Below are 19,818 nucleotides of genomic sequence, written 5' to 3' on the forward strand. Positions count from 1 at the left end.
CATGTGTGGCTGCCGCGTTGTTGACGTCTGAATCTGAATGCGACGCCGCCTCAGGCGGCGCCTGCGCTATTCGGGTTTGAGTCCCGCGCGCCTGACGGCGAGCGGCCATACCTTCTGTTCCGCTTCGATGAGGCTGGCGAACGCCTGCGGCGTGCTGCCTACGGGCTCGAAGCCCTGGCTGGTCAGCCGCTCGCGTACCGCTGGTTTGCCTACCGCACTTGTCAGCGCCTGGCTCAGCCTGGCGATGATTTGCGGCGGCGTACCGGCGGGCGCGACCAGACCGTACCATTCAGTGGTATCGATGCCCGGCACGCCGGCCTCGGCAAGCGTCGGCACATCGGGCAACTGCGGCAGCCGCTGCTTGCTCACCACCGCGAGCGCCTTGAGCTGTCCGGAGCGCAGCAGCGGCTCGGCTACCGGCAGGCCCGGGAACATCAGCTGCACATGGCCGCCGACCACGTCGGCCAGCGCCGGCGGCGCGCCTTTGTAGGGCGCATGCACGATGTCCACGCCGGCCTGCCGCTTGAACGATTCGCCGATCAGGTGAAGCTGCGTGCCCGGTCCCGAAGAGGCATAGCTGTAACGCCCCGGTTGTGCTTTGATCTTCGCCACCAGATCGCGCACTGAAGTTGCCACGGCCGGATTGACGACCATGACGTAGTTCAGGCTGACCAGTTGTCCAATGGGCGCGAACTCGCGCGACAGGTCCACGGTGGCGTTGGCGGACAGGCTGCGGTTGATGATCGTCGGGGTGGTCGCCACCAGCAGGGTGTATCCGTCCGGCGCCGCCTTTGCTGCCGCTGCCGCGCCGATATTGCCGGCCGCACCGGTAGTTTCACGGGGTGATTCGGGTACGAACCCTGTGCCCAGGCCCCCGTCATCATCACGGCCAGCCCGATCGCGCCCAGCATCTTCTGCTTGCCTTGCGTCTGGGATTTCACAACCACTCTCCTTTACTTCTTGCGTTACTGCTTGCTTTACTGCGTCATTCCAGGCGGAAGCCGGTCTGCTTGATGGCCAGCGCCCATTTCTTCTGTTCGGCGGCCATGAAGGTCGCGAACTGGGCCGGCGAACCGGCCGCGGCCGGTTCATAGCCCTTGCTGGCCAGCTGCTGGCGCACGCCGGGCGCATTCAGCGCTTTTTCGATCTCCTTGCCGAGCAGCGCTACGATGTCCTTCGGCGTGCCTGCTGGCGCCACCAGCCCATACCACTCGCTCGCCTCGATGCCCGGGTACCCGGCCTCCGCCATGGTCGGGATGTCCGGGAACAGCGGCAGGCGCTGCTTGCTGGCCACCGCGATGCCCTTGAGTTGGCCGCCCTTCACGAACGGCATCACCGCAGGCACGCCATGGAACATCATGTGGATGTGCCCGCCCACCATGTCGGTCAGCGCTTGCGGGCCACCCTTGTAGGGCGCGTGGACGATATCGACGCGGGCCATCTCCTTGAAGACCTCGCTGACCACGTTCTGCTGCGTGCCGGGGCCGACCGAGGCATAGCTGAGCTTGCCGGGCTCGGACTTGGCACGGGCCACCAGGTCCTTGACCGAGCCGGCCACCGACGGGTTGACGACCAGCATGTACGGCGAGCTGGCCATCAGTCCCAGCGGCGCGAAGTCCTTCCCGAAGTCGAACGGCAGGTTCTTCTGCAGGCTGGCGTTGATGGCCATCGGCGCGCTGGCGACCAGCAGCGTGTAGCCGTCCGGCGCGGCCTTGGCGCCCATGCCGGCGCCGATGTTGCCGGTGGCGCCCGGCCGGTTGTCGATTACGAACTGCTGGCCCAGGCTCGCCGTCATCTTCTCGGCCACGGTGCGCGTGACGGTATCGACGCCGCCACCGGCCGGCCACGGCACGATGATGCGCACGGGGCGATTCGGGTAACCGCCTTGCGCCAGGGCGCTGGTGGCACCCGCAACGAGGGCAATGGCGCCCAGGGCATGACCCACGCGGTGCAGTACGGATTTCATGGCTTGTCTCCTTGTTGTCTTGTGATGGTCCCCGCGTCTCGGGTTCGGGGGACTCGCTACACCAATCGTTTTAGTCGTTCGTAGTTCGTCTTCAGGCTGCCACGGTGGGCCGGGCCGCTTCGCGCTGCACGTCGCCTTGCTTCCATTGCGCCGTCAGCCGTTCCCAGCGCGTCCGCACGGCGGCCACGTTGCGCGCCTTGATGTGGCCATAGCCGCGAATGTCCATCGGCAGGCGCGCAATCTCCAGCGCCAGCTCCAGGTTTTGCGCAGACAGCTTTGGCAGCAGCGCCTCGATGCCGCGGCGGTACTCGGCGATCAGCGCGCGTTCTTCCTTGCGCTCCTCGGTGTAGCCGAACGGGTCGAATGCGGTGCCGCGCAGGCCCTTGAATTTCGCCAGCACACCGAAGGCCGAGCGCATCCACGGGCCATACGTGCCCTTGACCAGTTCACCCTTGTCGTTCTTCTTCGCGAAGAGCGGCGGCGCAAGGTGGTGCACCAGGCGCACGTTGCCTTCGAACATCGACTCGATCTGCTTGCGGAACGCGGCGCCGGTGTGCAGGCGGGCCACCTCGTATTCATCCTTGTAGGCCATCAGCTTGAACAGCGAGCGCGCCACGGCCTCGGTGAGGCGCGTGCCACCCGTGACCGACTCGGCGATCCTGACGCAGTCGATGAAGCTTTCGTACTGCGCCGCGTAGGCGCGGTTCTGGTAGCCGGTCAGGAACTCGACGTGGCGCGCCAGCAGGTCGTCGAGCGACGGCTTGCGCAAGAACTGGATCACCTGGGCATTGGCGGCGCGCACCGGTACGCGCGACATGTCATGCGCGCACATCCGGCCCCATTCGAACGCCGCCTTGTTGCTGTCGATCTGCACGCCGTTCAGTTCGATGGCCCGCATGATCGCGTCATGCGACAGCGGCACGCGGCCCTTCTGCCATGCGTAGCCAAGCATCATCAGGTTCGCGTAGATCGACTGGCCCATCACCTGCTTCGCCACTTGCTCTGCGTCGAAGCTGCCGACCTGGTCCCGGCCCACTGCCTGCGCGATGCAGCCGACGGCTTCCTCGGTCTGCGGGTCCCAGTCAGGGTTGCGCACGAAGGCGGCGGTCGGGGTCACATGGCTGTTGAGCACGACATAGGTGCGCTGCGGCGACATGGCGGCAATGGTTGCCTTGCTGGCTGCGACCACCGTGTCGCACGCGATCACCAGGTCCGCCATGGCCATGTCGACACGGCTCGCATGCAGCGCATCGGGGCTCGCGGCGATCTGGATGTGGCTCCAGGTGGAACCACCCATCTGCGCCATGCCGGTGGCGTCCTGCGTGATCACGCCCTTGCCTTCCAAATGCGCGGCCATGCCCAGCACGCCGCCGATAGTCACGATGCCGGTGCCCCCGATACCCGCCACGACGATGCGCGCCGCTTCCGGCAGCACGGGCAGCGGGATGTCGGTCGGCACGGATTGGACCTTTCCGCCGGTCGACGGCTTCTTCAGCTTGCCGCCCTCAACGGTGACAAAGCTCGGGCAGAAGCCCTTGGTGCACGAGAAATCCTTGTTGCAGGTGTCCTGGTTCACCTTGCGCTTGCGGCCGAATTCGGTCTCCACCGGTTGCACGGCCAGGCAGTTGCTTTCCACCGAGCAGTCGCCGCAGCCTTCGCACACGAGCTCGTTGATGACCACGCGCTTGTCCGGGTCGACCATGGTGCCGCGCTTGCGTTCGCGACGCTTCTTGGTGGCGCAGGTCTGGTCGTAGATGATCGCCGTGACGCCGCTGACTTCGCGCAGTTCGCGCTGCACGGTGTCGAGTTCGTCGCGGTGGCGAATCGTGACGCCGGCTGCCAGGTTCGCGACACCCTTGTACTTCTCGGGCTCGTCCGTGACCACCACGATCTGGCGCACGCCTTCAGCGTGCAGTTCGCGCGACATCGCGGGGACGTCAAGCTCGCCGCCGTCCACCGGCTGGCCACCGGTCATGGCCACGGCGCTGTTGAACAGGATCTTGTAGGTCAGATTCACGCCGGCGTGGATCGACTGGCGTATCGCCAGGAGACCCGAGTGGTTGTAGGTGCCGTCGCCCAGGTTGGCGAACATGTGCTTGCGCTTGCTGAACGCCGACTGGCCCATCCAGTGCACGCCTTCACCGCCCATCTGCGACCACGACGTGGTCGAGCGGTCCATCCACACCACCATGCCGTGGCAGCCGATGCCGGCGGTCGCGACGGAGCCTTCCGGCACCTTGGTGCTGGTGTTGTGCGGGCAGCCCGGGCAGAACCATGGCAGGCGGTCGGTGCCGCGCGCATCGCCCTGCGCGGTGGCGCGTTCCTTGGCTTCGATTTCCTGCAGCCGCACATCCATGCGCGCGGCCACGTCGGCGGGCACGCCCAGTGCCTTGAGACGCTTTGCGATGGCCTTCGCCACCAGAGCCGGCGACAGGTCGGCCTTGGCACGCAGCAACCAGTCCTCGGCCGGCCGCGCGTGGCTCCATTCGCCGCCCGCGCCTTCGGAGTGGTGGTACTTGCCGAACACAGCCGGGCGGGCCTGCTCGGGATAGTGGTACAGCTCGTCCTTGAGTTGCTGCTCGATGATGGGACGCTTTTCTTCCACGACCAGCACTTCGCGCAAGCCATGCGCGAACTCGCGCACGCTCAGCGATTCCAGCGGCCACACCACGCTGACCTTGTGGACGCGGATGCCGAGCGCGCGGCAGGTGGCGTCATCGAGACCCAGGTCGAGCAGCGCCTGGCGCGTATCGCTGTAGGCCTTGCCGCTGGCGATGATGCCGAAGCGGTCGTTCGGGCCTTCCACCACGTTGCGGTTCAGTCCGTTGGCACGCACATAGGCGAGCGCCGCGGGCCACTTGAACTCCATCATGCGCGCCTCGGCGGCGAGCGGGTCGTCCGGCCAGCGGATGTGCAGGCCGCCCTCGGGCACGGCGAAGTCTTCCGGCAGCAGGATGCGCACGCGGTCCGAATCGGTGACGACCGACGAGCCGGACTCCACCACTTCCTGCACGGTCTTCATGCCGGACCACAGGCCGCTGAAGCGGCTCATGGCGAAGGCGTGCACGCCCAGGTCCAGGATGTCCTGCACGTTCGACGGGAAGAACACCGGCAGGCCGCAGGCCATGAAGGTGTGGTCGCTCTGGTGCGCGAGCGTGCTGCTCTTGGACACGTGGTCGTCGCCGGCGAGCGCGATCACGCCGCCCAGGCGCGACGTGCCGGCCAGGTTGGCATGCTTGAGAGCATCACCGCTGCGGTCGACGCCGGGGCCCTTGCCATACCAGATGCCGAACACGCCGTCGTATTTCTTGCTTTCCGCATCGAAGTCCAGCTGCTGCGATCCCCACACGGCCGTGACGCCGAGCTCTTCGTTGACGCCGGGCTTGAACACGACGTGGTTGTCGGCGAGGTATTTCTTCGCCTGCCACATGGCCTGGTCATAGTTGCCGAGCGGCGAGCCGCGGTAGCCGGAAATGAAGGCCGCGGTGTTGTGGCCCGCCATGGCGTCGCGCCGGCGTTGCAACAGCGGCAGGCGCACCAGCGCCTGCACGCCGCTCATGTAGGCACGGCCGGATTCGAGCGCGTACTTGTCATCGATCGAGACAGCTTCCATGGCCTTCCGGGCCGCGTCGGGGAGAATTGGAGCGTTCATGGGGCGGATTCAGCCAGTGTGTTTGTAGGGTAGGGACGGCCAGCGTCTGCCGGTAGCCCGGATATCAGCAATCTGTGTGTGGTTGGATCAGGCCGGAAGCGAGACTGGATGCGGGACTGGAAGCGGAATGCCCAGTTGCTGGCCCAGCGCGCCTAGCTCACGGGCAATGGCGTCTGGCAGTGCGATGCCGTGCGCTCGGCCTTCGCGTTCCAGCGTGTCGCCGCGGTGGCCGGGGAGCCGTGCATCCCCGCCGCCGGCGGCCAGGTAGTTGCCGGTCCACTGCGCCATGTAGTCGGCGAAGACGCCCTGGCCGGAAAAGGCCTCGGGCTTGACCAGCCAGACAAAGCCGCCCTGACGGCCGACCGCACCGCCGCTGCCGACGTGGTTGCGCTCTGGCGAGAGCGAATCGGCCGTGGCGGCCAGCGCACCCGCGAGGCACTCCACCATCATGGCGATGCCGATGCCCTTGTGGCCGCCCGTGGGTAACAGCGACCCGGCGAGTGCGCGTTGCGCGTCGGTGGTCGGCTGACCGTCGGCGTCGAGCGCCCAGCCTTCGGGAATGGGTTTGCCCTCGCGGGCGGCAAGCAGGATGTGACCGCGCGCGGCGACGCTGCACGCCACATCGAACACGATCGGCGCCTGGCCCGGCAGCGGGCAACCGAAGGCGATCGGGTTGTGACCGATGGCGGGGCCGGAAAAGCCTTCCATGCCGAGCACCGGCGGGGTGCGCTGTCCCACCATGCAGAACGCGCCGGCCTCGGCCGCGAGCAGTGCATGGATGCCAAGTGCGCCAAGGTGGCCGCACGACTGCACCGCGACGAGCACGGAAGCGCTCGATTCCAGTGCTTCCAGACCAAGCCGAACCGCATGCGGCCCCGCAACCTGTCCCATGGCACCATCGGCGTCCAGCACGATGCCGCCGGCAAAGGCACGGTGCGACATTGTCGCGCGCGGATTGAAGTCACCGGCGCGCAGGCGGTCGACGTAAGACGGCACGCGTGTCATGCCATGCGTCTTGTAGCCGCGCAGTTCGCTGCGCACGAGCGCGGCGGCGGCCTCGACGGCATGCTCGGGCGCCACGCCGCACGATTCGAATACGGCCGACGTCCATTGCTCCAGGCCTTGGACATTCCATCGGGTCGTCATGACGATTTCTCCCGCACGATCATCAGCCGCTCGGTGAACGGCGCGGCATAGACCGACTGGTAGTAGAGCGGCTGGTCGCGCAGCGTGTAGCCGCGCATTTCCATGATGAAGGCCGGAGCCTCGGGGTCGATGCCAAGCTGGCGCGCGACCGTTGCCGGCGGCTTTTCAAAGCGGATCCACTGGTCCACGCGCAGCGTCGGCAGCGACAGGCGCTGGCCGATCAGCTCGCGCAGGTTCTTTTCCAGTGCCTCGCGGTCCAGGCCGCCCAATTGGGCGAAGTCTTCCTCGCGCAGCCAGAACTCGCTGTACAGGTCAAAGCGGCCGCCGACGTTGATCACGCGCTCGATGCGCACGTAGCCATCGCCTTCGAGGAAGTCTGCCCACGGCCCCTTCTTCTTGATGCGCTTGACCGAGCGCGCGTGGACGTACGACGGCAGTTCGTTGCCCTCTTCGTCGCGGAAGCGCAGGTAGCGTACGTCCGCCGGCGCGACGCGCGTACCGGATACGAACGTGCCGCGCCCCTGCTCGCGCGTGATCAGTCCCGAGTGCGTCAGCCGGATCAGCGCTTTCTGAATGGTGCCGACGCTTACGCCGTGCATGGCGGCCAGCTCTGCCTCTGACGGCAGGCGGTCGCCCTCGCGCAGGGCGCCGGATTCGATGGAGCGGATGATCGCGTCGGAGACGCTGTTCAGTTTGGTCATGGTTGCTCAGAGGCTCAGTGCGAATCGACTGATCGCGGTCTCCCGGACATCGAGCACCTCGCTGGTCAGCTGCGTGCCCGATGCGATATCCATCGCATAGGCATACAGCTGCTCGCCAAGGTCGGAGATCTTCTCTCCGTGCTGCAGGACGCCGCTCACGTCGAAATCTATGTTGTCGGCCATGGTCTGCAGCGTATTGACGTTGCCGCACACCTTGACGGTCGGTGCCACCATGCTGCCGATCGGGTTGCCCACGCCCGTGCCGAAAAACGTGAGCTGGCACCCGCCGGCGGCAAGCGCAGTCAGATTTTCCACTGCCGCGGCCGGTGCGTCCATGAAATGCAGCCCCGGCTTGCGCGGCGCCTCGCCGTAGCGCAGCACGCCGACCAGCGGCGTGCTGCCGGCCTTGGCCATGGCGCCCAGCGCTTTTTCCTCGACGGTGGTCAGACCGCCGCGCTTGTTGTCGGGCGAAGGCTGGTCTTCGCGCATGTCGACGCCGCGCGAGATCGCGAGGTTTTCCATATTGCGCACCGCGGTGACGAAGGCCTCGCGCACGCGGCCGTCAGCGGCGCGTTCGGCAAACAGGTGATCGGCGCCAATGAATTCCGAGGTCTCCGAGATGATGACAGTGCCGCCTTCGGCGATCACCATATCCGCCATGCGTCCGATGACCGGATTGCAGCTCAGGCCCGAGGTGGTATCCGATCCGCCGCATTCCACACCGATTACCAGCGACGACACCGGGCACGGCACGCGGCGCGCACGCGACGCGGCCAGCGACAGGCGGGCCGCCTTGCGCGTGCCTTCGGCGATGCAGTCAACAGTGCCGTTGGGCTGCAGGTGCACGCGTTCGACCGGTTTGCCGGCAGCCTGGATGCGGCGCGCCACTTCTTCCGTGGACGAGGGCTCCAGGCCAACCAGCAGTACCGAGGCGATATTGGGGTTGCGGCCCAGCCCGGCCAGCTGCTCGAAGGCGAAATCCAGGTCGGCGCCGAACTGGCCGCGCACGAACAGCGTAGTGACCGGGATGCAGCCGCCCACGGTGCGCGCAATGGTGCGCGTCACAGGGTTGCAGTTATCCATGACCGAAACGACGGCGACCCAGTTGCGCACGCCGACCGCGCCGTTTTCGCGCGGATATCCGAGAAAGGTGGTTGCCATCTGTGTCAGCCCTTGTGCAGGTCGCCGCGCGCGCGCGCCGATTCGATGTTGTGAACGTGCATGTGTTCGCCGGCCCGGATCATATGGCTGGCGCGGCCGATGACCTGGCCGTACTTGACGATGTCGACGCCCGAAGGCGTGTCGGTGATGCAAATCTTGTGGCCGAAGGGCACGTCCTGCAGCAGGACCAGTCTTCCTGATCGCTCGCCTTCCAGGGCGCACGCTTCTCCGGCGTGGCCCGCGTCCAGCAGCGTGGCCACATTGTCGGTCGGGTTCAGTACGATAGCTCGGGGCATTGATCAACTCCTGTATAGGTGTTGAGATGCAATGTAGAGAATTGCACAATGCTTAGTCAAGGCAAATCGCGTATCCCCCCGAGAAAACCACTACTCTTAGATAGAAGTCCTATATAGAAGTTGTTGACATCGGCTTGCGGCGTGTCTATCGTCATGTCAACGGCGCCGCGGTTTTGCGCCGATGTGATTCAACAAAGGAGTCAGCATGAAGGTGGTGTCACACCTGGAAAAGATTGCGAAGCTTCAGGCACTGCGCGACCGCCTGGATCCGCTCGATGATTTCGAGCTGTGGTTCTGGGCCGGCATGACGGCCGGCACGCATGCGGTCAATGCAGCGCTGCATCAGGCAGGCGTCACGCTGGACGACAACATGTTCGCCACGCAGCCCGGCGTGTATCTGGTGCCGCAAGCGGACGGCAAGCTGCAGGCGGCGTTCCGGCCGCTTGGCGACGTGCTGCATGTCGGGCGCCCGAAAGTGGAGGCACCGGTGCCCGCCGACATCGCCGCGATGATGGAAGACATGGAGCGCATCGAGCATTACCGCGACCCGTGCTTGCGCGAAGGCCTGGTCCCGACCGAGGCCATTGCCCGCAGCTGCGACACGGCGCTGCGGCATTGCCTGGATTTGCTGGCGACGCGCATGGAGGGGAGTGCACATGGACATTGAAGGACACCTCGGCATCGCGCGCCGCATCGAGGCATCGCTGCAGAAATGCGGACCGGCCGACTACGAGATGACCATCGAGGCCGCGATGCTCGCCGGCACGCACTGGCTGAACGTGCTGCTTCACAAGCTTGGCACCACGCCGGCGCAGCAGGACGTGTTCCACACGTACCTGCTGACCGTCAACGAGTTCCGGCGGCTGACGGTGGCGGCGGAAAAGCCGCTGGCCGCGCTGGCGGCCATCGAGGACACGCGTGCGCCGTTTGTGCGGGGCAATCATCCCGGCGGAGAAGCCGCGGCCGAACGTGCGCTGACGCTGCTTTCGCTGATCCGTGCGACGGCGCTCGGCCAGGCGTGAGACAGCAAGGAATCAGTCAGTAATCGAACGAAACAAAGCAAGGAGCCAACAGTGAAGGCAATTCGTGTGGTGCCGGGCCCGGAGGGCGGCAAGGTCGAGGTGCAGGATATTCCGGTTCCCGTCGCGGGGCCGGGCCAGGTGCTGGTCAGGGTTCGTGCATCGGGCCTGAACCGCGGTGAGATTAACCAGGCGAAGGAGTTGCGTACCGGCAATACCATCACCACCGGCGTCGAGTTCGCGGGCGAGGTGGCCGAAGTCGGTGAAGGCGTGCACGGCTGGCGCAAGGGCGACCGCGTCATGGGGCACGGCAAGGGCTGCCAGGCTGAATATGTCGTTTCCGATCCGATGGCGCTGATCGCCGTGCCGGACGGCATGTCGTGGATCGATGCCGCCGCGTTTCCGAATGTCTTTATCACGGCACACGACGCGCTGGTGGTGAACGGCCAGCTCAAGCAGGGCGAGTCGGTGCTGGTCAACGGTGCGTCGGGCGGCGTGGCGATGGCTGCCATCCAGATCGCGTCGCTGATGGGCGCCAAACCGGTGATTGCCCAGTCGCGTTCGGCCGCCAAGCTCGACAAGCTCAGCCAGTACGGTGTGGACGTCTGCATCGATTCGTCGAAGGACGACCAGGTCGAAAAGGTGATGGAGGCGACCGGCAACAAGGGCGTCGACGTCATCATCGACACGGTCGGCGGGCCGGTGTTCGAAGCCAATATGAAGAGCCTTGCCGTTCAGGGGCGCCTGGTGAACATCGCGCGGCTAGGCTCGGCCACGGCGCAGATCGACCTGGCCCAGCTATGGCTCAAGCGTCTGCACCTGATCGGCGTGACGTTCCGTACCCGCACCGAGCAGGAGCGGCTCGAATGCATCCAGGCGTGCGCGCGCGACATGCTGCCGTTCCTGCGTGCCGGCCGCGTGCGGCTGCCGATCGACCGTACCTTTGCCATGACCGATATCCACGCGGCGCACGCATACATGAAGCAGGACCAGCACGTCGGCAAGATCGTGCTGCTGGTCGACTGAATCCACCGATAGAAGAGGAGACATCATGACCATTGAAATCAAGCCGCTGACCGGTTCGGTCGGTGCATCCGTGACCGGCGTCAACCTGAACGACCCGATCAACGACGCCACCTTCAAGGTGCTGCACCAGGCGTTCCTCGAACACGGCATGCTCGTGTTCCGCGGCCAGTTCCTGCAGCCCGCTGCGCAGGTGGCCTTCGCCCGGCTGTGGGGCACGCCCGTGCAGGGCAACCCGCTGCTCAAGGGGCTGGCGGAGTTCCCGGAACTGTTTCAGGTCACCAAGATTCCGAAGGAGACCGCCTCGACCGAGGCCTGGCACTCGGACTCGATCTACACCGCGGTGCCGCCGAAGATCTCGATCCTGTCGGGCGTCACGATTCCCATCGGCGGCGACACCATGTGGTGCAACCAGTATCTCTCGTACGAACGCCTGTCGCCGGTCATGCAGCGCCTGATCGAGGGCCTGCGCGCACGCTTCTCCGGCGCGCGCCTGGCCAAGATGACGGGCTCGGACAAGGTGCCATCGGCGGTGCACCCGATCGTGCGCACGCATCCGGAGACGGGCCGCAAGGCACTGTACGTCGGCCATCCGGACACCGCCGAATGCATCGAAGGCATGACCGAGGCCGAGAGCCGTCCGCTGCTCGACTTCCTGTACGAGCATTCGGTCACGCCGGACAACGTCTACCGCCACATGTGGCAGGAAGGCGATGTGGTGATGTGGGACAACCGCTGCACCATGCACTACGCCGTCCATGACTACGGCAATGCCGAGCGCGTACTCAACCGCGTGACGCTCGAAGGCGAAGTGCCCAACTGAGCGGCACGAACCGACCGGCACCGCAGGCGGCACTGGCCCCACGCGGTGTCCGGCGCGCAGCGTCCCCATGCTGGTTGGCGCGGCGGATCACAGGAGATGGAACCATGCAGATAGGCATCCCGACTGAAACTCGGGCGGGAGAGGCGCGCGTCGCCGCTACGCCGGAGACAGTCAAGAAATACGTCGCACAAGGCCACAAGGTCGTGGTGCAGGCGGGCGCGGGCTTGCGTGCCAGCCAGACCGATAGCGCCTATGAGGCGGCCGGTGCGACGATCGGCACCGCCGCCGACGCGCTCGGCGCGCCGCTCGTGCTCAAGGTGCGCGCACCTGAGAGCGCCGAACTGGCGCAGATGAAGTCCGGCGCCGTGCTGGTGGGCATGCTCAACCCGTTCGATACCGAGAACAACGCGCGCATGACCGCCGCCGGCATCACCGCCTTCGCGCTCGAAGCGGCACCGCGCACCACGCGTGCGCAGAGCATGGACGTGCTGTCCTCGCAGGCGAACATCGCCGGCTACAAGGCCGTGCTGGTCGCAGCGCATCACTACCAGCGCTTCATGCCGATGCTGATGACCGCCGCGGGCACCGTCAAGGCCGCGCGCGTGCTGATCCTCGGTGCCGGCGTGGCGGGCTTGCAGGCCATCGCCACGGCCAAGCGCCTCGGTGCGGTAATCGAAGCCTCGGACGTGCGCCCGGCCGTGAAGGAGCAGATCGAATCGCTCGGCGGCAAGTTCCTCGACGTGCCGTTCGTGACCGACGAAGAGCGCGAGATCGCGCAAGGTGTCGGCGGTTATGCGCGGCCAATGCCGCCGGACTGGATGAAGCGCCAGGCCGAGCTGGTGCACCAGCGTGCGATCCAGGCCGACATCATCATCACCACCGCGCTGATCCCCGGCCGCAAGGCACCGGTTCTGCTGCACGAAGCCACCGTGCAGCAGATGAAGCCGGGCTCGGTGGTGGTCGACCTGGCCGCCGCGCAAGGCGGCAACTGCCCGCTGACCGTGGCCGACGAAGTGGTCGAGCGCCATGGCGTGATCTTCGTGGGCCATACGAATCTGGCCAGCATGGTCGCCGCAGACGCCTCGGCGCTGTACGCGCGCAACGTGCTGGACTTCCTCAAGCTGGTCATCGACAAGGACGGCCAGTTCTCGCTCAACCTCGAAGACGACATCGTCGCGGCTTGCCTGATGACGCGGCGCGAAGAAGCGGCGCTGGCCGGTTAAGGAGACAACCATGGAAATGGTGAACCACACGGTGATCAACCTGATCATCTTCGTGCTGGCGATCTACGTGGGCTACCACGTGGTGTGGACGGTCACGCCCGCGCTGCACACGCCGCTGATGGCGGTAACCAATGCGATCTCGGCCATCATCATCGTCGGCGCGATGCTGGCCGCTGGCCTGACTGAAGGCGGCGTGGGCCGCGCGATGGGCACGCTTGCGGTGGCACTGGCTGCGGTCAACGTGTTCGGCGGCTTCCTCGTCACGCAGCGCATGCTCGAGATGTTCCGCAAGAAGGCGCCGAAGGTGAAGGCCGAGGCGCAGCCCGCAAAGACGCCCGCGCATGCCGGCGGAGAACTGGTGGAGATGCCGCGATGAACGGACTGTCCATGAATACCGTGACGCTGTTCTACCTGGGCGCGTCGGTCTGCTTTATCCAGGCCCTCAAAGGGCTTTCGCACCCGGCTTCGGCCCGCAAGGGCAATGCCTTCGGCATGATCGGCATGGCGGTGGCGGCACTCACCACGGTGGCGCTGATCCTCAAGCTCAAGAACGAGTTCCTCGCTGCCGGTAGCGGCACGACAGCCGGGTCTGGCCTTGCGCTGATCCTGGCTGGCCTGGTCGTCGGCGGCGGCATCGGCGCCTATGTGGCGAAGAAGGTCGAGATGACCAAGATGCCCGAACTGGTCGCGGCGATGCACTCGCTGATCGGTCTCGCGGCGGTGTGCATTGCGGTGGCCGCGGTGGCGGAACCTTCCGCCTTTGGTATTGCGCCGGCGGGCTCGCATGAGATTCCGATGGGCAACCGCATCGAACTGTTCATCGGCTGCTTCGTCGGTGCCATCACGTTCTCCGGTTCCGTGATCGCCTTCGGCAAGCTGGCAGGTCGCTACAAGTTCCGCCTGTTCCAGGGTGCCCCCGTTGTGTTCGCGGGCCAGCACATGCTGAACCTGGCGCTGGCCGTCGCCATGGTCGGCTTCGGCATTGCGTTCTTCATGACGCAGGAGTGGACGCCGTTCCTCGTCATGCTGGCCATCGCCTTCGTGCTCGGCGTGCTGATCATCATCCCGATCGGCGGCGCCGACATGCCGGTGGTGGTGTCGATGCTGAACTCGTACTCGGGCTGGGCGGCCGCCGGTATCGGCTTCTCGCTGAACAACCCGATGCTGATCATTGCCGGTTCGCTGGTGGGTTCGTCCGGTGCCATCCTCTCGTACATCATGTGCAAGGCGATGAACCGTTCGTTCTTCAACGTGATCCTCGGCGGCTTCGGCAGCGATGCGGGAGCGAGCGCAGCAGGCGGTTCGCAAGTGCAGCGCAACGTAAAGTCGGGCTCCGCCGATGACGCCTCGTTCCTGATGGGCAATGCCGAGACCGTGATCATCGTGCCGGGTTACGGCCTGGCAGTGGCGCGCGCCCAGCACGCACTCAAGGAACTGACCGAAAAGCTGACCGAGAAGGGCGTGACCGTGAAGTACGCGATCCACCCGGTGGCGGGCCGCATGCCGGGCCACATGAACGTGCTGCTGGCCGAGGCCGAGGTGCCCTACGACCAGGTCTTCGAGATGGAAGACATCAACAGCGAGTTCGGCCAGGCCGACGTGGTGCTGGTGCTCGGCGCGAACGACGTGGTGAACCCGTCGGCCAAGACCGATCCGAAATCACCGATCGCCGGCATGCCGATCCTGGAGGCGTACAAGGCCAAGACCATCATCGTGAACAAGCGTTCGATGGCGGCCGGCTACGCCGGCCTCGACAACGAGCTGTTCTACATGGACAAGACCATGATGGTGTTCGGCGACGCCAAGAAGGTGGTCGAGGACATGGTCAAGGCGGCGTAAGCACTACGTCATACGGATATCGGAGGAGACATGGCAATGAACCATGAGGACGGACGCAGCCTGAACCCGTTCGCTGATCTGGAGGGCAAGGTGGCGCTGGTCACCGGCGCCTTCGGTGGACTGGGTCTGCATTTCGCGAAGACCCTGTCGCGCGCCGGCTGCAAGGTGGCATTGGCCGGACGGCGCGTGGGCGAAGGCGAGGCGCTGCTGGCCGAACTGCGCAAGCAGGGTGGACAGGGTTGCGTGGTCGCGCTCGACGTCAGGGACCCCACCTGGGTCGATTCGGCATTCGAGCGAGCGCAGCAGGAGCTGGGTCCGGTGCAGATCGTCGTCAACAGCGCCGGCATTGCAACCACCGGCGCGGCCATGGACGTGGACGAGGCGCAGTGGCAAAGCGTGATCGACACCAACCTGAACGGCGCCTGGCGCGTGGCGCAGCGTGCCGCGCGCATGATGCGCGACACCGACACGCACGGCAGCATCATCAACATCGCGTCGATCCTCGGGCTACGCGTGGCCCAGCAGGTGCCGGCATACACCGCAGCCAAAGCGGGCCTGATCCACCTGACGCGCTCGCTCGCGCTGGAGTGGGCGCGCCATGGCATCCGCGTCAATGCGTTGGCGCCGGGTTACTTCGAGACCGAGATCAACCGCAGCTTTTTCGAGACCGAGAGCGGGCAGGCGCTGATCCGGCGCATCCCGCAGCGCAGGCTCGGTCAGCCGCGGCAGCTCGACGGCGCGCTGCTGTTACTGGCGTCTGACGCATCCGATTTCATGACCGGCACGGTGCTGCCTGTCGACGGTGGCCATTCCATCAATTCGCTTTAAGGCAAGCCTCCATGTTCACTCCCTGCCCCACCGAACGCAGCAAGGCCATTGCCGACCGCGTCGAGGCCTTCGTGCGCGACGTTGTCGCGCCGTATGAGCGCGATCCCCGCAACGCCGGCCACGGCCCGACCGAGGACCTGGTCCGCGAACTGCGCGCCAAGGCGCGCGAAGCCGGCGTGATGACGCCGCACATCCTGCCCGACGGCGATCACCTGTCTCAGCTGGAGACGGCAGCGGTGCTCAAGCGCTCGGCGTTGTCGCCGCTGGGTCCCGTGGCGGTCAATACGATGGCGCCGGACGAAGGCAATATGTATCTGCTTGGCAAGGTCGCCACGGCGGAGCAGAAGCGGCGCTTTCTCGACAAGCTCGTGAGCGGCGACGCGCGTTCGGCGTTCTTCATGACCGAGCCGGCCGAGGAAGGCGGCGCCGGGTCCGATCCGTCGATGCTGCAGACCATTGCCGTGCAGCAAGGTGACGAGTGGGTCATCAACGGCCGCAAGATGTTTATCACCGGAGCGGAAGGCGCGGCGGTGGGCATCGTGATGGCGCGCACGGGCGGCGACGACAAGGTCCAGTCCACCATGTTCCTGGTGGACCTGCCCAACCCGGCCATCCGCATCGAACGCGTGCTCGACACCATCGACAATTCGATGCCTGGCGGCCATGCGCTGATCGTCATCGACAATCTGCGTGTGCCGGCCAGCCAGGTGCTTGGCGAAGTCCATGAAGGCTTCCGCTATGCGCAGGTACGGCTGTCCCCGGCGCGGCTGTCGCATTGCATGCGCTGGCACGGGTGCGCCACGCGCGCGAACGAGATCGCCACAGCCTACGCGACGCGGCGCAAGGCCTTCGGCAAGCTGCTGATCGACCATGAGGCCGTGGGCTTCATGCTGGCCGAGAACCTGATCGACCTGCAGCAGGCGGCGCTGATGATCGACTGGTGCGCGGGCGTGCTCGATAGCGGTGTGCTCGGCACCAACGAAAGCTCGATGGCAAAAGTGGCGGTGTCCGAGGCGGTGTATCGCGTCGCTGACCGCTGCGTGCAGGTCATGGGCGGTACGGGCGTATCGCGCGATACGATCGTCGAGCAGGTATTCCGCGAAGTGCGCGCCTTCCGCATCTACGATGGCCCGACTGAAGTTCACAAGTGGTCGCTGGCGAAGATGATCAAGCGCAAGGCCCTGAACGGCGAGGCGAGCCATGGCTGAGGCGCACGATTTCGCCGGCACGGTGCCGGTGCGCGAGCAGCACCGCTTCGACCAGGCGGCGCTGGAGCGGTGGATGGCGCAGCACGTCGAAGGCTACGCCGGACCGCTGACGATCGATCAGTTCAAGGGCGGGCAATCCAACCCTACCTATCGCCTGCGCACGCCAGGACACAGCTATGTGCTGCGGCGCAAGCCGCCCGGCGAACTGCTCAAGGGTGCGCACGCGGTGGAACGCGAAGCGCGCGTGATGGCGGCGCTGGGACAGGCGGGCTTTCCGGTGCCCCGTATCCACGGGCTCTGCACCGACGATTCGGTGATCGGCAGCTGGTTCTTCGTCATGGATATGGTCGAAGGGCGCATCTTCTGGGATGCCGGCTTCGCCGACGTGCCGCGCGACGAGCGTGCCGCGTACATGGATGCGATGAACGCGACACTGGCCAGCCTGCATACGATCGATCCGCAGGCCATCGGGCTCGGTGACTACGGCAAGGCGGGCGGCTATGTCGCGCGGCAGGTGGCGCGGTGGTCGAAGCAGTACCTCGACGACGAACTCGCTGGCCGGCATCCGGCGATGGACCGGTTGGTCGAGTGGCTGCCGAAACATCTTCCCGCGAGCGACGACGTTGCCATCACCCACGGCGACTTCCGCGCCGACAACCTGATCTTCCATCCGACCGAGCCGCGCGTGCTGGCGGTGCTGGATTGGGAGCTGTCGACGCTCGGCGATCCGCTGGCCGACTTCGCCTACCACGCGATGATGTTCCGCATGCCACCCGATATCCTGGGCGGGATCGCGGGACGAGACCTGGTGGCGGCAGGCTTGCCGGACGAGGCGGCGTACGTCGCGGCTTATTGCCGCCGCACCGGGCGCGAAGGCATCGCCGACCTGGACTTCTACATCGCCTTCAACATGTTCCGCTTTGCTGCGATCCTGCACGGCGTGAAGGGCCGTGCTGCACGCGGCACGGCATCCAGTGCCGAGGCGCATGCGATGGGCGAGCGCTTCGCACGCGTGGCGGACCTGGCGTGGGCGCAGGCGCAGCGCGTGGGCTGACATTGTCGTAGTCGTAGTCGTAGTCGTAGTCGTAGTCGTAGTCGTAGTCGTAGTCGTAGTCGTAGTCGTAGTCGTACTCGAAGTCGTACTCGAAGTCGACCGTCAGGCCAGGCGCAGCTGTCGGCGTAGCCGCCTGTGCCTGCGATCCTTGGATCCTCCTGTAAAACCCGGCCCGTTGCCCTCGCAAGGTCCGGGTTTTTTCATGTTGTCCCGTGCATCCCGCCTCGAATGTCGTGCGCCACACAGGCTCCCGCCGCCGCGTCACGGCAACTGTCTGTATGTTCTGTTTATTCGAACACGATCGCTGATCCGGGGCCATTGAACCGCAGATTCTCGCTGCCCATACTCCTTCTTACATTGCCGGAGGCGGACGCGTCAGCAGCGACAGCGAAGAAAAGACGAGCACGAGCCAGCCGCGTCGCACTATGTTCTATGTAGGACATCTGGATTTCCCTAGAAGAAAGTCATCAGTGCCGGATATATGCTTCAAATACATATATAGGAGTTGATGAGTTGACCATGCGAATCGAAGTTCCGCGGACGACCTTGCCCGGCTCTTCATTTGCGCGTCCAGGGACGCAGATGGGGGTAGTGCGCGGCATTGCGGGCTCGCGGGAGGCGGCCTCCTCGGTGATTTCGATTCGCGCCGCCAGCTGACCGCGAAACGGAGAAGCGCTGCACCAAACGATTCGTTGTGCCGCGACGCCTGCAGGCTCGTTCAACGGAGCTGCTGGCGTCGTGACTTCATGTCAACTATCAGGAGGTTTGAGAAATGCGTCTGATGACTGGATTTCGCAGCGTTGCCTGCGTCTTGACGATGCTGTGCGCTGGCGCAGGCATTGCGCATGCGCAAGAATTTGCCGGCCGCCTGGTCAATGTGATTGTCAATTTCCCGGTGGGGGGCCCCACCGACCTCGAGGGGCGCGTCTTTGCGGAACATCTGCCGCGCTTTCTGAAAGGCACCAGCGCTGTCGTCGTTCGCAACGTCGCCGGCGCCGGCGGCATGATCGCCGTGAACCAGCTCGGCGACATCTCCGAATCGAATAAGCTCAACATCGGTTTCTTTACCTGGGACCCGATGCAGCAGATCTTGAAGCATCCGAACTTGCGGGTCCAATTCAACGACCTCAAGTTCATTGCCGGCATGGAGCAGACCAACCTGCTTTACATCCGGCGTGACACCGCTCCGGGCATGGCCAAGCCTGCCGACATTGCCAAGGTCAATACGTTCCGCGCCGCCGTGCTTTCGAACGGTTCGGACTGGTCGGCGTTGCGCCAGAGTCTGGCCCTTGACCTGCTGGGCGCCAAGTACCGGATCATCCCTGGCTACAAGGGGACGCGCGAGGCCGAAGTGGCGATGCTCCAGGGCGACATACAGTTGGTCAGTAATTCCTTGCCCGGCTACAACTCCTTTGCCAGATTGAACTTGGTGGACAAGGGCATCGCGATTCCGCTGTTCCAATACGAGCGCGGCGAAGGCAACCTCAGGCGCAGTCCCAACCTGCCCGATGTGCCCACCTTCCTGGAGCTGTATCGCGACATCCACGGTGCCAATGCGAACCCGAGCGGGCCGAAGTGGGAAGCGCTCCAGTTCCTGAACCGGATCTCGCGCACGCCGCGGGTGATCTTCATGCCGCCCAATGCCCCCGACGCTGCCGTCGCTGAACTGCGCAGCGCGGTGGAAAGGATGGCGAAGGATCCGCAGTTCCTCGCGCAGTACGAAAAGGTGGCGCAGGCGCCGGCACATTTCGTACAGGGTGCCGACGGCGAGCGCGTCATTGTCGAACTGAAAAGGTTGCCGCCGGAAATGGTGACCTTCTTCAACCAGTACATCGAATCGAATTCATCGCGCTGAGCGCTGCCAGCACGGCCAACAGCA

Annotated in this window: 18 protein-coding genes; 11 read left to right on the plus strand and 7 right to left on the minus strand. The window is 65.4% G+C overall.

The window, feature by feature from the left end; translation table 11 throughout:
- Positions 1-66: 66 nt before the first annotated feature.
- From ACIGJG_RS22365 to ACIGJG_RS22395, 7 genes are all read right to left on the minus strand, one after another.
- Positions 67-1,092, minus strand: coding sequence for a Bug family tripartite tricarboxylate transporter substrate binding protein (locus ACIGJG_RS22365; protein ID WP_483673940.1), 1,026 nt, complete (start codon positions 1,090-1,092; stop codon positions 67-69).
- A complete protein-coding gene (locus ACIGJG_RS22370; RefSeq protein ID WP_011301412.1) occupies positions 986-1,966 on the minus strand; it encodes a tripartite tricarboxylate transporter substrate binding protein in 981 nt (326 codons plus the stop codon). The genes ACIGJG_RS22365 and ACIGJG_RS22370 overlap by 107 nt, the downstream gene beginning before the upstream one ends.
- Before the next feature lie 91 nt (positions 1,967-2,057).
- Positions 2,058-5,618, minus strand: coding sequence for an indolepyruvate ferredoxin oxidoreductase family protein (locus ACIGJG_RS22375; protein WP_483673941.1), 3,561 nt, complete (start codon positions 5,616-5,618; stop codon positions 2,058-2,060).
- An 87-nt stretch (positions 5,619-5,705) separates the two neighbouring features.
- Positions 5,706-6,764 carry an Ldh family oxidoreductase gene (locus ACIGJG_RS22380; RefSeq protein WP_011301410.1) on the minus strand — a complete coding sequence of 353 codons (1,059 nt, stop codon included), beginning with the start codon at positions 6,762-6,764 and terminating at the stop codon, positions 5,706-5,708.
- Positions 6,761-7,465: a GntR family transcriptional regulator gene (locus tag ACIGJG_RS22385; protein WP_011301409.1), complete on the minus strand. Its 705-nt coding sequence runs from the start codon at positions 7,463-7,465 to the stop codon at positions 6,761-6,763. The genes ACIGJG_RS22380 and ACIGJG_RS22385 overlap by 4 nt, the downstream gene beginning before the upstream one ends.
- Positions 7,466-7,471: 6 nt before the next feature.
- Positions 7,472-8,626: a UxaA family hydrolase gene (locus ACIGJG_RS22390; protein ID WP_011301408.1), complete on the minus strand. Its 1,155-nt coding sequence runs from the start codon at positions 8,624-8,626 to the stop codon at positions 7,472-7,474.
- 5 nt (positions 8,627-8,631) lie between these two features.
- Positions 8,632-8,922, minus strand: coding sequence for a UxaA family hydrolase (locus tag ACIGJG_RS22395; protein ID WP_011301407.1), 291 nt, complete (start codon positions 8,920-8,922; stop codon positions 8,632-8,634).
- Positions 8,923-9,127: 205 nt separating this feature from the next.
- On the opposite strand from ACIGJG_RS22395, the gene ACIGJG_RS22400 reads away from it, so the two are divergent.
- The 11 genes from ACIGJG_RS22400 to ACIGJG_RS22450 all read left to right on the plus strand — a co-directional run bounded on the left by ACIGJG_RS22400 (position 9,128) and on the right by ACIGJG_RS22450 (position 19,794).
- Positions 9,128-9,589, plus strand: coding sequence for a hypothetical protein (locus ACIGJG_RS22400; protein WP_011301406.1), 462 nt, complete (start codon positions 9,128-9,130; stop codon positions 9,587-9,589).
- The gene (locus tag ACIGJG_RS22405; RefSeq protein ID WP_011301405.1) at positions 9,579-9,944 is read left to right on the plus strand and encodes a hypothetical protein; all 366 of its coding nucleotides are present in this window, start codon (positions 9,579-9,581) and stop codon (positions 9,942-9,944) included. The genes ACIGJG_RS22400 and ACIGJG_RS22405 overlap by 11 nt, the downstream gene beginning before the upstream one ends.
- Positions 9,945-9,995: 51 nt before the next feature.
- Positions 9,996-10,967, plus strand: a complete 972-nt coding sequence (locus ACIGJG_RS22410) for a zinc-binding dehydrogenase (RefSeq protein ID WP_011301404.1) — start codon at positions 9,996-9,998, stop codon at positions 10,965-10,967.
- A gap of 25 nt (positions 10,968-10,992) precedes the next feature.
- A complete protein-coding gene (locus ACIGJG_RS22415; RefSeq protein WP_011301403.1) occupies positions 10,993-11,787 on the plus strand; it encodes a TauD/TfdA dioxygenase family protein in 795 nt (264 codons plus the stop codon).
- 104 nt (positions 11,788-11,891) lie between these two features.
- The gene (locus ACIGJG_RS22420; protein ID WP_220629997.1) at positions 11,892-13,010 is read left to right on the plus strand and encodes a Re/Si-specific NAD(P)(+) transhydrogenase subunit alpha; all 1,119 of its coding nucleotides are present in this window, start codon (positions 11,892-11,894) and stop codon (positions 13,008-13,010) included.
- A 10-nt stretch (positions 13,011-13,020) separates the two neighbouring features.
- Positions 13,021-13,386 (plus strand): NAD(P) transhydrogenase subunit alpha part 2, encoded by a 366-nt coding sequence (locus ACIGJG_RS22425; protein ID WP_011301401.1) that lies wholly within the window; start codon positions 13,021-13,023, stop codon positions 13,384-13,386.
- Positions 13,383-14,849 carry an NAD(P)(+) transhydrogenase (Re/Si-specific) subunit beta gene (locus ACIGJG_RS22430; protein WP_011296109.1) on the plus strand — a complete coding sequence of 489 codons (1,467 nt, stop codon included), beginning with the start codon at positions 13,383-13,385 and terminating at the stop codon, positions 14,847-14,849. Before ACIGJG_RS22425 ends, ACIGJG_RS22430 begins: the two co-directional genes overlap by 4 nt.
- 36 nt (positions 14,850-14,885) lie before the next feature.
- Entirely contained in the window at positions 14,886-15,677 is a 792-nt protein-coding gene (locus ACIGJG_RS22435) for an SDR family NAD(P)-dependent oxidoreductase (RefSeq protein ID WP_011301400.1), read from the plus strand.
- Positions 15,678-15,688: 11 nt separating this feature from the next.
- A complete protein-coding gene (locus ACIGJG_RS22440; RefSeq protein ID WP_220629998.1) occupies positions 15,689-16,885 on the plus strand; it encodes an acyl-CoA dehydrogenase family protein in 1,197 nt (398 codons plus the stop codon).
- A complete protein-coding gene (locus tag ACIGJG_RS22445) occupies positions 16,878-17,939 on the plus strand; it encodes a phosphotransferase (RefSeq protein ID WP_220629999.1) in 1,062 nt (353 codons plus the stop codon). Before ACIGJG_RS22440 ends, ACIGJG_RS22445 begins: the two co-directional genes overlap by 8 nt.
- Before the next feature lie 772 nt (positions 17,940-18,711).
- Entirely contained in the window at positions 18,712-19,794 is a 1,083-nt protein-coding gene (locus tag ACIGJG_RS22450) for a Bug family tripartite tricarboxylate transporter substrate binding protein (RefSeq protein WP_011301397.1), read from the plus strand.
- Positions 19,795-19,818: the final 24 nt, after the last annotated feature.

It is taken from the genome of Cupriavidus sp. C1SS-2L (genome assembly GCF_057073735.1).